This is a genomic window from Nonomuraea lactucae (genome assembly GCF_003313395.1).
Taxonomy (GTDB): Bacteria; Actinomycetota; Actinomycetes; order Streptosporangiales; family Streptosporangiaceae; genus Nonomuraea; species Nonomuraea lactucae.
The window spans coordinates 1-11,546 of record NZ_QNFZ01000980.1 but is presented as its reverse complement, the minus strand read 5'-3'; the positions used below and the strand labels follow the sequence as shown (position 1 = coordinate 11,546).

Here is an 11,546-nt window from a genome sequence, read left to right as displayed (position 1 = left end):
GTGCGGCGGGCGCCCGTGCGGTTGGCGGCGGCCTTGCCGAGGACGCCGAGATCCATCGTGTCGCCGGCGACCCTGGTCCACGCCCACCGGGCGGGGTTCTTGGCACCCAGCAGCAGCGCGGCGTGCAGGAGCTCGCGCCCGCCGACGAGCCTGGCGACGGTCGTGGCCCCGGGCGTGTCGGCGACGCCGCACAGGCGGGTCACGGCCCGTGGTGCCGCCAGTTGCGCCGCGCCCAGCGCGAGGCTGGTCCACCCGAGCGCACGGGCGAATTTGTCGGTCATCATGCCTCCTAACACAGGTTGCGGTGGTATGTGCGTACGCCGCTGGCGGCCCCGGTCTGCTGACGCCCCCCGCGTCTACCGTCCCCTGCCCCCTGACAAAACCGATGACACCAGCGGATTTAGGCACGAAAGGTGCATGTCGCCTGAATGGCCGTACACGACGGGTTTCGCATCCCGCGCCGATCAACCGGAGTGATCCGGGAGGAGTCGCGTGAACGAGTTGAAAGCACCGGGCAGGTCGTTTGAGCATCCCGAACCCGGCGGCTGGCGGGACGAGAAGGACGCGTACTTCCCTTCGGACGTGATGCACCTGGAGCAGGTACGAGCGTGGTTCGGCCGACCGCTATGGGAGATGGAGCCCGCGAACGCCGACGTCCACTTCGGGAAGGTGCTGCGGAGCACGGCGAAGGGCACGCGGTTGTCGCGGGCCCAGGCGTTGAAGACGTTCTTCCTGTTCCTGGAGCTGCGTCACAAGGTCGAGATCCATCAGATGACCGGCCGGGTGGTCGAGTGCCCAATCGATGAGATGAACCGGCCCCGCGGTCGTCAGCAGGCCAGTCAACACCCTGCTGCTGCAGGAGGTACTGGCCGAGCCGGAGTGGGCCGACCGGCTCGGCGACGCCGACCGCCAGGCCCTGTCCCCGCTGTTCTGGACCCACGTGAACTCCTACAGCCGGTTTGAGCTGGACATGGGAAACCGGCTCAACCTCCACCCCGCCGGGGTCATCCCCGGCCAGCGGGCGGACGCACCGCGGCCGGCGCCCCGGCGGAGAGCGCCGGGCAGCGGTAGGGCAGCGGTTCGGGGCCGAAGCCGTCAGCCGTGACTTCGACCCCGAACCCCCTGGTCACGGCCGGGCGGCGTCGGTGAGGCCGCCCTTTCCGATCGGTCTCGGGCGCGCGAAGGCCGTTGGGGACTTCGGCCTCGACGGGCCGCAGCGGGCAGGCGTCGGTAGTGATCCGGCCTCGGTGCGCTGTTCCTGGCAACAGACATCGTGTCCGACCCGGGTCGGCGCGGTGCCTGGTCATGCCTCGTCGAGTCAGGCGTCGAGGGAGGAGGTCCAGTCGCGCAGGACTGCGACGTAGGCCCGGGGGTCGCTTTGGTGCATGACGTGACCCGCATTCGGGAACGACTTGTAGTCGAACCGCTGGCCGGCCTGGGTGATGAGCTCGCGCACGTGTCGTACCTGGAGGTCTGAGATGGCCCCTTGCAGCCGGCCTGTCTCCTCGTCGACGTGCCGGAAGTGATGGGAGAACATCACCGGGACCTTGACGGACGCGAGCATGCGGGCGTGGTCGCAGGAGGCGCTGGCCGAGCCGCCGGCGAAGGCGCGGGCCCACTCGGGGTCGTACTCCCGCCAGGTCTGGGGCGGTTCGTCGCCGCCCATGAGGTCGCCCATCTGCGCCAGGCCCCTGGCCAGTACCGGGGGCAGATCGCGGGGCATCGCCTCTTTGAGGCCTTGCCAGTCGCCGACCGACCACTGATCGCCGAGGTACTTGTTGATGAGTTCGAACCAGGGGCCGATGGCCTGGTTGATGCCTTGGCCGTAGGCGGGCCGGAGCTCGGAGGAGAACAGCGGCGCGTCCTCGTAGTACGCCCCGCGGAGCATGCCGGGGGGCGCGTACGCGGACAGCCACGCTGCGATGACGCCGCCGGAGGACAGGCCGCTGACGAGGACCGGGCGTCGGATGCGCCCGGAGATGAACCGGACCAGGTCGTTGCCCATGTTGTCGAGGGTGTAGCGCCCTGGGGTGCGTGTGGAACGTCCTTGGCCGCGCAGGTCCACGGCGAACACCTCGAAGTCGTCCTCGAGTAGCTTCATGGCACTCGTAGCCCCACCAGGACTCGGCCTGAGCCGGGATGAGCAGCAGGGCCGGTTTGTCGGCCGGGCCGGTGGTGGCGTAGTTGAGTGCCACTTCGCCGGTGTCGAATGTCTCCTCGCGGTAGCCGTGTTCGACGTAGGTGGCGTCGGGGTTCTGCGGTCCGTAACTCATCACAGCTCCTCGAAGTAGTCACCGGTCTCGAAGTCGGCGAGCAGGCCGGGGTGGGTCGGCTCCCAGCCGAGCGCCTGCCGGGTCGTGCGGCTGGAGGTCGGGTTGTCGAGCGCGATCACTGCCGCCAGGAATCCGAAGTGCGCCTGCAGCTGGTCGGCCGGGATGCTCGCGGTGGGTATGCCGAGGTGGGTGCCGATGCTCCGGGCGATCTCGCGCAGCGGGATGCCTTCGTCCCCGGCCGCGTGCCACCGGGTGCCAGCGGGCGCGTTCTCCAGTGCCAGGCGGAAGAGGTGGCCGACGTCGAGGGTGTGCCCGGCGGGCCAGCGGTTGGCGCCGTCTCCCGGGTAGCCGGCGACGCCGCTGCGCTTGGCGGTGGCGGTCAGGGTCCGGGCGAAGCCGTGGCGGTCCAGCGTGCTGTGGGTGATGGGCGGGATGCGCACGATGGAGGACCGCACGCCCCGCTCGGCCAGGCCGAGCACGGCGTTCTCGTTGTCGCCGCGCCCCCCGGGCCCGGCGGCATCTGCCTCGGTGCCAGGCCGACCCAGGCGCGCGGACACCAGGCCGAGCGTGCCCGAGGCCGCGACCAGCGGTTTGCCGGTGCCGGCGAGGGCGTCGCCGAAGGCGTGCACTAGGGCGAGATCCGCGGCGACCGCGGCGGGGAGGTTCCCGGCGCGCAGTTGCTCGTGGTTGAACGCGAGGTGGATCACGCCGTCGCAGTCCGCGGCCGCCTTGGCGATCGCGACGGGATCGGCGAGGTCGCCCCGGTGCACGCTCGCGCCGGACGCGGTCACGGCCGCGGCGGCGTCGTCGGACCGCGCGAGACCGACGACGTCGTGCCCGGCGGCGAGGAGTTCGGGGACGATCGCCGAGCCGAGATGCCCGGATGCGCCGGTGACGAAGACACGCATGGTGACTCCCTTGGGGTGTGGTGGGGTCAGAAGTGATGGGACTTGGTCCCATCACTTCTTCCACCGTAGCAGGCGACGGGACTCAGTCCCATCACTTAGGATGTCCGCATGGCCGGGTGGGAATCGAACACGCGCGAACGCCTGGAACGGGCCGCGCTCGCACTGTTCGCCGAACGCGGACACGACTCCATGACCGTCCCCGAGATCGCGGACCGCGCAGGACTGACCAAGAGCACGTTTTTCCGGCACTACGCCGACAAGCGGGGGGTGCTGTTCGGCGGACAGGACGCGCTGGCACGGCGCTTCAATGACGCGATCTCGGCCACGTCGCCCTCGGCGACGATCGGGGCCTGCCTCGCCGCCGCCGAGCTGGGCGTCCTCGCTTTCAGCACCACCCTGGAACACTGGGCGGCACCGGAGAACCGGCGGCCGTACACCGAGATCGCGCACGCGGCACTGCGGGAGCTGCAGGCTTGCGCGGCCGCCATCGCCGGAGACGCCGACGTTCGGACCTGACCCGGGGCCCGGCTGATCACCAGACTGGGCGGGGTGGTGACGGGTGGGAGACCCCTGCCATGCGTCCCGGTCCTCGACAGCGGCCGGTACGTCCGATGCACGGTGTGCCTCAGTGTGAACAGGGCGTGTCCGAGGGGCCTGTGGCGGGTCCGGCGGGGATCCGTCGGCGATAGCGAGGAGGGAGAGCAGGCTCGGTGGGTGAGCAGGCACCCAGCCGCGACGCCGAGCCAGATCATGGCTCCGAAGAACAGGCCGACGATCCGATGCAGGCGGTACTTCCAGGTGAACACCCGTGCGCTTTTCGGCCTTCCGGACATGGAGGCGACCGGCACATGGGCTCCGAGGGCCAGCCCCGTCCCCGTCGCGGGGGGCCGGAACCTGACGGGCCGGCCCTGCTGGTCGATGAACTCGATGACGGGCGTCGAACAATGGTCCGCCGACGTGTGCTCCCGGTCCACCACCAACCCCTCGGCGTGCAGCCCGTAGCGGCTCAGCCGCACCTGCAGCCATGCCTCCCGTGCACTGGCCCCCCGACTCACAAGGCCCGCCAATACGGCCAGCCCGATACCGATCACTTCACCCGTCATCCGCCCCTGCTCTCACACGCACAGCGCCCGCCTGGCACGGGCCGCGCACCAGGAGGACGCGGCACGCAGCCCGATAGTTCAGAAAGGTGCGCGGACACACCGGCACCTTCCTGAATCAGGGCATCTACCATGTAGAGATCGCAGCCACTAGCGCCGAGGCCGAGTTACCTCCGCGCCTCGGCGCCGCTCACGGGGCTGGAGCGCCGCCGACCCGGATTTTCACACAAACGACCCATTCCCAGAGCAAGATCAAAAAATGGTGGCTGTCGATGTCCGAAGTCGCCTGCACGGCCATCCTGGCGGTTTAGATCGGTTTGCAGAGAACTTCGGATCTCGCTGCTGTCCGCACTCCTGTGCACAACGCCCTGAGTCCGTGTCCGTTAGAGGAACGCTCAACGAGACATCATCGGGCGCGGCCATCGGAACGGCCGACCTGCGGATGGGAGAAATGATCGGCTACGCCCGGTGCTCGACCGTCCTGCAGGACCTCACCACCCAGCGCGAAATCCTCACCAGCCTCGGCGTGCCCGAGGACCGGATCTATCTCGACAAGAGACTCACCGGCACCAACCGCGAGCGGCCCGGACTCGATCAGGCCCTGGCAGCCGTGCACGCCGGCGACACCCTGGTCGTCCCGGAACTCGACCGGCTCGCCCGCTCGGTCCCCGACGCCCGCGACATCGGCGACACCCTGGTCGCCCGCGGCGTCCGGCTCTGTCCAGGCGGCAGCATCTACGACCCCGCCGATCCCATGTCCAAGATGTTCTTCAACCTGCTGGCCGTGTTCGCTGAATTCGAGGCAGATCTGCTGAAGATGCGCACCCGCGAGGGCATGGCCAAGGCGATCACAGGCTTATCTTGCGGCTCGCCTAGCTTCAGGATCTCCGGGCGGGGTCCAAGTGTAGTCAGCCAAGCACTGACTGTTACCATCGAATCGCCGCATGGAACGACGTCTTGGACCCACACTTGGACGCATGAGGGCTGCCGAGGGTCGGTTGTATCGGGACCTGTGTGCGGCGCTGGTGCCAGGCGCCCGCCTTGAGGAGACGGGGGCGGCGCTGTCCCGGGTGATCGCGCCAGTGGTCGCGCATGACGGGCTGCGATACGCCGCGATGAACCCGTCGCTGGGGGTGGGCGTCACCGCGATGGCGTTCTGGCACGGGTACGGGCCCGATCTCGGTCGCGAGGTACTGAGCGTCGACAGTGTGGGTATGGAGCTGCCCGCCCTGGCCGCTCTGGCGCGGCAGCCGGTGCCGGTGGCCGTGGCGGACCGGATGCGCCGCGCGGGCGCGCCTGACAGGCTGTTGGCCGAGTACGGGATGGGTGAGGAGCTGCGCCTGGTGCTGCGGGACGCCCGTGGCGTGTGGGGACTGCTCTGCCTGACCAGGGCGGCCGGCGCCCGGCCGTTCGACGCGGGCGACCGGCATCGGATCGCCGAGGTCGGACCGCCGCTGATCGCAGCCGTGCGCGGTTATGTGATTGCTTGGCCCGTCGTGCCTTCGGCGCGGGGGTTGCCGCCGGGTATGCTCGTCGTGGGACCCGACGGCAAGGTCAAGTCGAGGACAGCGCAGGCCCGGCGGTGGCTGGACCCGATGGTCGAGCAGCTGGCGATACCGGATTGGCTCGTCGAATCCACCGTCGCCGCCCTGGCGTTCGAGGCGCGCGAGCACGACCGCAACCCGCGGGCGCGCTACCCGCGGGTATGCGTCCCGTCGGTGGGATACGGCGGGTGGACCGCGATCGAGGCGCAGCCACTCGGCGATGACGGGGATGTCGCGATCGTGATCCAGCACGCGACCGGCACGCTGCTGCTGCCGACGTTCTGCGACTGGCACCAGATCACCGCCCGCGAACGGCAGATCATGCACTGCCTGCAGGACGGCTCCGCGCCCAAGCAGATCGCACGCCGACTCGATCTGTCGGTGCACACGGTCAACGAACACCTCAAGGCGATCTTCCGCAAGACCGGCACCTGCGGACGGCATGACCTGATAGCGGCCATCTCCGCGTGACGTCCTTCAAGCCCGGGAGTGCGCGACATGCCGAGGCGCCCAAGCCCGGCCGACGTCAACGTGCCGTCCGGGCGGCCCCGGTGGCCGTACCTGGCGATCGGTGTGCCCGGTGCCCGGCGGAGGAATCCAGGAACGGCTGCCGGCGCCGGGAATGATCACGGTGGGGTTGTTTCCGTCCGGGGATCCCCGGAACTTTTCTGGTGAGGAGAGCCATGCGGAACACACTCTCCATCGATGTCTTCCCCGAATTCGGCGGCACTTTCTGACGTAGTCCTGACCGGCGACCCCCCAACTTTGCGGATACCTTCGCGCCTGCCGCTCGGACGATCGTTGAGACCGACCGGCAGGGCGGACCGTCGTGACCACTCGCGACCGTGACACCCGGCCGGCACCGGCCCAATCACCGAAAAGCGAGGAAAAGGGGCTGTGAGCCTACAGACCATCCAGCCGAGCGAGGAGAGTCTCGCCGACCAGTCCGCCGAAGCCGTTTTCACCGGCACCGCCACCTTCGTCGCGCATGGCCAGGTGATCCTCAACGCCACCTCGAACGCGTTCAGCCCCTCCACGCGAGTCACCGCCTCCATCGTCGAAATCGACAACAACGGCGTTCCATCCATCGGGGCAGCCCGCATGACCATCCACAACGTCCGGCCGTACCACGGAGGGGTGCCGGTTTCCCGCGCGGCCGCTCGGAGCTGCCCGACTGGGTCGTCGAGCACGTGGCCACGGACGCGACGAAGGTAACGGTCTGGCTGGCCGAGAATGTTGCGCACGCTGAGCGACGGCCCGAGCGGGTTCGGGAGGAACTCCTCCAGCATCTACGGGAGGAGAGGGTCGAGCCGCCCACGCCGGGGCGGATCTCCCGGATCGTGGCCTCGGCTCTGCACAACGCGGAGTCCACCTGGTCGCTACGGATCTCCTCCCGGTTGAGCGGCGAGACCACGCAGCGCATCTGCGGCCTGGTCGACTTCGACAAAGAGCGCGACGCCGTCGACGAGGAGCCGAGCGACGGCGACCAGATGCCCACAGGTGAGGCCCCTGCTGACGAAGACGACGACTTCGACCTACTGGCCTTCATCAAGTCCGCGCCGGGCAACGTAAGCCTGGAGTCGATGATGACCGAGATCCGCAAGCTGACGGCGGTGCGCTCGATCGAGCTGCCACCCGGATTATTCGCCGACGTGGCACCCAAGGTGCTGGCAGCCTGGCGTGCTCGCGCCGCGGTGGAGGCACCCTCCCACATGCGAACGCACCCGCGCGAGCTGACGGTCCTGCTGCTGGCGGCGCTGATCCACGAGCGCGAGCGGGAGATCACCGACACGCTCGTGGAACTGCTGATCGCCACCGTGCATCGGATCAAGGCGCGGGCCGACAGCAAGGTGACCAAGGAGCTCATCGACGCGTTCAAGCGGGTGACCGGAAAGGAGAACATTCTGTTCAAGGTCGCTGACGCCGCCCTCGGCCAGCCCGACGATCCGGTCCGCCAGGTCAGCCGCGGCCTGATGGCTTTGCTGGACACCTTGGAGTTCAAGAGCAACAACACCGCCTACCAGCCGGTGATCGAGGCGCTGGAGCTTATCCGCCGCTACGCCAAGGCGGGCAACACCACCTACTACCCGCGCGGCGAGACGGTGCCCGAGCACCGCGGCACCGCTGGCGACTGGGAGGACCTGGTGTTCAAGAAGGACAAGCGCGGGCGCCGGCGCGTGGTGCGGATGGTGTACGAGATCGTCACCTTCCAGACGCTGCGTGACGCCCCGGCGTCGTCGGCCTGGGCGCGGGTCTGGGCGAGCTGGTACGGTTCGGTGCCCGTCTCGATGACGTTGCCGCCGCGCGGGCCGCGGCCGCGAGGGCCAGAAGCTTCCGTCGCCGCACCGGATCATCCTCCCCTGCTTGCTCGTTCGTCACGCTGTCGGCCGCGGTCCGAGGGGGCATGGAGGTTGCGGCGACGAGCCGTGCGTGGCGATGAGAGGCGGCGTCGGGCGCCAGGTCGAAGGCCTGCGGGCGATGTTCAGGGCGTTGGCGAAGCGGCGCAGCACCAGCAGGTCGGTGAGCGGAGTCAGGCCGCGCTCGTAGGGGGAGACCTGGGAGGCCGGATATCCGGTGCGGGTGCCGAGCTCGGCCAGGGTGAGCCCGGCGGCCTGGCATGCCTTACGGACGATCCCGCCGTAGTCCCAACCGGCGGCGCCAGCGGGCCGGTGCGTGGCCAGCACGTACTCTTGCCCGTATGGCAGAGCATGAGGGGTCGGGCGGTACGGTGCGTTCGCGGCCGGGCGGCCGGACGGCTCGCGTGAGCGAGCAGGTGCTCACCGCGGCCGTGGAGCTGATCGCGCAGCACGGTGTCGCCGCCGTGACGTACGACGCGGTCGCCAAGCTGGCCGGAACGAGCCGGGCGACCGTCTACCGCAAGTGGCCCGAGCGCGACGATCTCCTGAAGGACGCGCTCATGCGCTTCGCGGAGTCATCGGTGTCCGCTCCAGACACCGGCGACGTGCGTTCGGACATTGTCGAGTTCCTGTGCGCGATCAGCGACACTCTGGCCACTCCGATCGGTCGCGCGATCATCACCGCGTCGATCGTGGCGGATGCCGACGATCCCATCCGGCAGCTCGGCAGCGATGTCCTCCAGGCTCGGCTCGGGGCGTTGCAGCACCGGATCGACGCCGCCGTGGAAGCTGGCGAACTGCCGCCTGTGGATGCCTCATTCCTGAACACGATGCTGGCCGCGCCGGTCTATCTGCTGGTCATGCGTGACCGTCGCCCGCTTACTCGCGAGCTCGCCCGGCGCATCACCCAGACCGTTCTGGACGGACTGACATCGCACGCGCCCTGACGTCATGGGTTGACCAGCCACCCCGATTAACGATACAGTTCTGTCTCGTTAGGTGAGGTCGTGCTGGTCGGCGACGTGCCCCTCCCGGTCTCGCCCTCTCCCATGCCGCACAGGAGGCAATCCATGTCGAACGACTACGGCGACACCTGGGCCGGTCATGTTCCGCCCGTCACCTTCGAGGAGTACTCCGAGAAGTACGCCGACTTCTTCAAGATGCGCCGCGAGAACGGCATCATCGAACTGCGGCTGCACACGAACGATGGCCCCTACATCCACAACTGGGCCGCGCACAACGCGTGGAACCGCGTCTGGCAGGACGTCGGGAACGACTCCGGGAATCAGGTCCTCATCATCACCGCGACCGGAGACACCTGGTTCCAGGGTGACCCCAAGAAGACCTGGGGAAAGCCGATGGTCGAGGAGGAGCCGGACTACATCTTCCAGCAGACCTACGACGGCTGGAAGCTCATCGAGAGCTTCGTCAACAATCTCGACATCCCGACGATCGCGGCGGTCAACGGGCCTGGAATCCACACCGAGTTCGCCATGCTGTGCGACATCACACTCGCCGTGGAGAGCGCCGACTTCATGGACCCGCACTTCCTCGCCGGCAGCGCGCCCGGCGACGGCCAGGCTCTCGCCCTGCAGGCGCTCATGGGGACGAAGCGAGCCGCGTACTACATCTACGGGGGCAAGTCGATCCCTGCGGGGACCGCGCTCGAACTCGGTATCATCAGCGACGTGCTGCCCCGCGAGCAGCTTCTCGACCGTGCCTGGGAGCTCGCCGAGTTCATCATGAAGCGCCCTCGCTTCGCACGCTGGGCGACCCACAACATCCTTTCGCGGCCGTGGAAGAAGCTCGTCGCCGAAGACTTCGGCTTCCACATGTCACAGCAGATGCTGGGCACCATCGCGTCCAAGGAGCTCGTCCCCATACGAAGCCTGATCGCCGACGCCGGCGCCCGCAAAATCTGGTGACGACGCACCATGCAACGGATCGAAGCCCGGATCATGATTCCCGGTCGAGGCGATCCCGTCCCTGACGCTGTGGTGCTCACCGACGGACCGGTGATCGCCTACGCCGGGCCGGCCGCAGGGGCGCCGGACTGCCCGGACGCCACGGTGGTACCGGCCCACGCGGTGCTGCCGGGCCTGTGGGACTGCCACGCCCACTTCATGGGCGTACGCGCCATGGACCCCACCCGGATCGTGCAGGAGCCGGTCGCCCTGCGTGCCGCCCGCGCCACCGCCGATCTGCGCGCCGCGCTGGACGCAGGAGTGACCAGCGTGCGCGAGATGGGCGGACTGGGCGTGGCCCTGGCGCGTGCGATCGAGGAAGGCGGCGTCGTCGGGCCGAACGTGTACGCGGCCGGGGCCGTCCTGTCCACCACGGGCGGCCATGGTGACCTGCACGGATTCCCGCTGCCCTGGGTCGTCGACCACGCGCGCGCCGGGACGGATCTGCGGTTGGCCGACGGTCCGGCCGACTTCGCCCGTGCGGTCCGCGAGCAGCTCCGGCGCAATGCCAAGGTGATCAAGGTGTGCGCCTCCGGCGGGGTTCTGTCCGAAGCGGACGATCCGGCCCATCAGCTGATCACGGCCGCCGAGCTGGCAGCGGTCGTCGAGGTGGCCGGTATGGCGGACCGGGTGGTAGCCGCGCACTGCCACGGCAAGCCCGGCATCCTGGCCGCGCTCAAGGCCGGGGTCCGCACCATCGAGCATGGAACCTATCTGGACGCTGAGTGCGCCGACGCGATCCGCGAGTGCGGCGCCGTCCTGGTGCCGACCCGCACCATCCTCACCGAGCTGGTGGACAGCCGGATCTTGCCACACTACGCGCAGGCGAAACTGGAAGCGATCGTGGACACCCACGCGGCCGCGGTGGCGCTGGCCCGCGAACACGGGGTGACCGTGGCCATGGGCACGGACCTGGCGATCACCGGCCGCGACCAGCCGGCGGCCTGGGGGCGTAACGGCCGGGAACTCGCTCTGCTCGGCGACGCGGGATTCAGCCCGCTGGCGGCGATCGAGGCAGCCACCGCCACCGGCCCGGACACTCTCGGACCCCTGGCACCGCGCGCGGGACAGCTGCAGCCCGGATACGACGCCGACCTGATCACCATGGACGTCAACCCGCTGACCGACCTGAAGGTGTTCTCCGACCCCGACCGGATCGTCGGCGTCTGGAAAGCCGGCCGGCGGGTGAAGGGTTGACGCCGACCGAGGAACGTACCGCCTCAGCACGCCCGCCCGTCGCACTCGACGCCTGATCAGCACATATCACCCGGGGTCACAGAACAGAACCTTCTGATTGCTTACTAAGTGGGTGTTTGATCCTGAGAGTTCCGTCTGGTTCACGTGTCAGGCGTTTCGCCAGGTTGGGGTGGATTCGCCGGTGAGGCGGCGGGTCATGAGGT

The 11,546-nt window shown here is 69.0% G+C and carries 13 protein-coding genes and 1 pseudogene; 9 read left to right on the top strand and 5 right to left on the bottom strand.

The annotated features are described in order from the left end of the window. Positions 1–284, bottom strand: a pseudogene (locus DQW85_RS34880) (SRPBCC family protein); the annotation flags it as partial. A 208-nt stretch (positions 285–492) separates the two neighbouring features. Between DQW85_RS34880 and DQW85_RS46180 the strand changes: the two are divergent. Beyond that, on the top strand, positions 493–963 hold the full coding sequence (locus DQW85_RS46180) for a hypothetical protein (RefSeq protein ID WP_205315638.1): 471 nt from the start codon (positions 493–495) through the stop codon (positions 961–963). A gap of 355 nt (positions 964–1,318) precedes the next feature. Here DQW85_RS46180 and DQW85_RS34865 read toward each other — a convergent pair whose 3' ends face one another. Further along, a complete protein-coding gene (locus tag DQW85_RS34865) occupies positions 1,319–2,101 on the bottom strand; it encodes an alpha/beta fold hydrolase (protein ID WP_205315637.1) in 783 nt (260 codons plus the stop codon). A 171-nt stretch (positions 2,102–2,272) separates the two neighbouring features. Continuing rightward, positions 2,273–3,181 carry an SDR family oxidoreductase gene (locus tag DQW85_RS34860; RefSeq protein WP_113704019.1) on the bottom strand — a complete coding sequence of 303 codons (909 nt, stop codon included), beginning with the start codon at positions 3,179–3,181 and terminating at the stop codon, positions 2,273–2,275. Between the two features lie 108 nt (positions 3,182–3,289). On the opposite strand from DQW85_RS34860, the gene DQW85_RS34855 reads away from it, so the two are divergent. The 5 genes from DQW85_RS34855 (at position 3,290) to DQW85_RS34835 (ending at position 7,040) form a co-directional block, all read left to right on the top strand. Beyond that, the gene (locus DQW85_RS34855; RefSeq protein ID WP_113704018.1) at positions 3,290–3,697 is read left to right on the top strand and encodes a TetR/AcrR family transcriptional regulator; all 408 of its coding nucleotides are present in this window, start codon (positions 3,290–3,292) and stop codon (positions 3,695–3,697) included. A gap of 673 nt (positions 3,698–4,370) precedes the next feature. Further along, a complete protein-coding gene (locus DQW85_RS45055) occupies positions 4,371–4,592 on the top strand; it encodes a hypothetical protein (protein ID WP_162795614.1) in 222 nt (73 codons plus the stop codon). A 140-nt stretch (positions 4,593–4,732) separates the two neighbouring features. Continuing rightward, positions 4,733–5,326, top strand: coding sequence for a recombinase family protein (locus DQW85_RS34845; protein ID WP_240197626.1), 594 nt, complete (start codon positions 4,733–4,735; stop codon positions 5,324–5,326). Further along, a complete protein-coding gene (locus DQW85_RS34840; protein ID WP_113704015.1) occupies positions 5,259–6,296 on the top strand; it encodes a helix-turn-helix transcriptional regulator in 1,038 nt (345 codons plus the stop codon). The genes DQW85_RS34845 and DQW85_RS34840 overlap by 68 nt, the downstream gene beginning before the upstream one ends. A 426-nt stretch (positions 6,297–6,722) precedes the next feature. After that, on the top strand, positions 6,723–7,040 hold the full coding sequence (locus DQW85_RS34835) for a hypothetical protein (RefSeq protein WP_113704014.1): 318 nt from the start codon (positions 6,723–6,725) through the stop codon (positions 7,038–7,040). Between the two features lie 425 nt (positions 7,041–7,465). Here the strand turns inward: DQW85_RS34835 and DQW85_RS48350 are convergent, their stop codons facing one another. Then, the gene (locus tag DQW85_RS48350; protein ID WP_162795617.1) at positions 7,466–7,939 is read right to left on the bottom strand and encodes a hypothetical protein; all 474 of its coding nucleotides are present in this window, start codon (positions 7,937–7,939) and stop codon (positions 7,466–7,468) included. Between the two features lie 261 nt (positions 7,940–8,200). Beyond that, positions 8,201–8,509: a helix-turn-helix domain-containing protein gene (locus DQW85_RS48345; protein WP_162795616.1), complete on the bottom strand. Its 309-nt coding sequence runs from the start codon at positions 8,507–8,509 to the stop codon at positions 8,201–8,203. 77 nt (positions 8,510–8,586) lie between these two features. Between DQW85_RS48345 and DQW85_RS34825 the strand changes: the two genes are divergently transcribed. The 3 genes from DQW85_RS34825 (at position 8,587) to DQW85_RS34815 (ending at position 11,343) form a co-directional block, all read left to right on the top strand. Beyond that, positions 8,587–9,129, top strand: coding sequence for a TetR/AcrR family transcriptional regulator (locus tag DQW85_RS34825; RefSeq protein WP_162795615.1), 543 nt, complete (start codon positions 8,587–8,589; stop codon positions 9,127–9,129). Positions 9,130–9,252: 123 nt separating this feature from the next. After that, positions 9,253–10,107 (top strand): enoyl-CoA hydratase/isomerase family protein, encoded by an 855-nt coding sequence (locus DQW85_RS34820; RefSeq protein ID WP_113704012.1) that lies wholly within the window; start codon positions 9,253–9,255, stop codon positions 10,105–10,107. Between the two features lie 9 nt (positions 10,108–10,116). Next, positions 10,117–11,343 carry a metal-dependent hydrolase family protein gene (locus DQW85_RS34815; RefSeq protein WP_113704011.1) on the top strand — a complete coding sequence of 409 codons (1,227 nt, stop codon included), beginning with the start codon at positions 10,117–10,119 and terminating at the stop codon, positions 11,341–11,343. Positions 11,344–11,546: the final 203 nt, after the last annotated feature.

Coding starts and splice junctions, on each gene's coding strand:
- DQW85_RS34845 (WP_240197626.1), top strand. CDS start 4,733: ATGATCGGCTACGCCCGGTGCTCGACCGTCCTGCAGGACCTCACCACC.
- DQW85_RS34815 (WP_113704011.1), top strand. CDS start 10,117: ATGCAACGGATCGAAGCCCGGATCATGATTCCCGGTCGAGGCGATCCC.
- DQW85_RS34820 (WP_113704012.1), top strand. CDS start 9,253: ATGTCGAACGACTACGGCGACACCTGGGCCGGTCATGTTCCGCCCGTC.
- DQW85_RS34865 (WP_205315637.1), bottom strand. CDS start 2,101: ATGAAGCTACTCGAGGACGACTTCGAGGTGTTCGCCGTGGACCTGCGC.
- DQW85_RS34855 (WP_113704018.1), top strand. CDS start 3,290: ATGGCCGGGTGGGAATCGAACACGCGCGAACGCCTGGAACGGGCCGCG.
- DQW85_RS34860 (WP_113704019.1), bottom strand. CDS start 3,181: ATGCGTGTCTTCGTCACCGGCGCATCCGGGCATCTCGGCTCGGCGATC.
- DQW85_RS34840 (WP_113704015.1), top strand. CDS start 5,259: ATGAGGGCTGCCGAGGGTCGGTTGTATCGGGACCTGTGTGCGGCGCTG.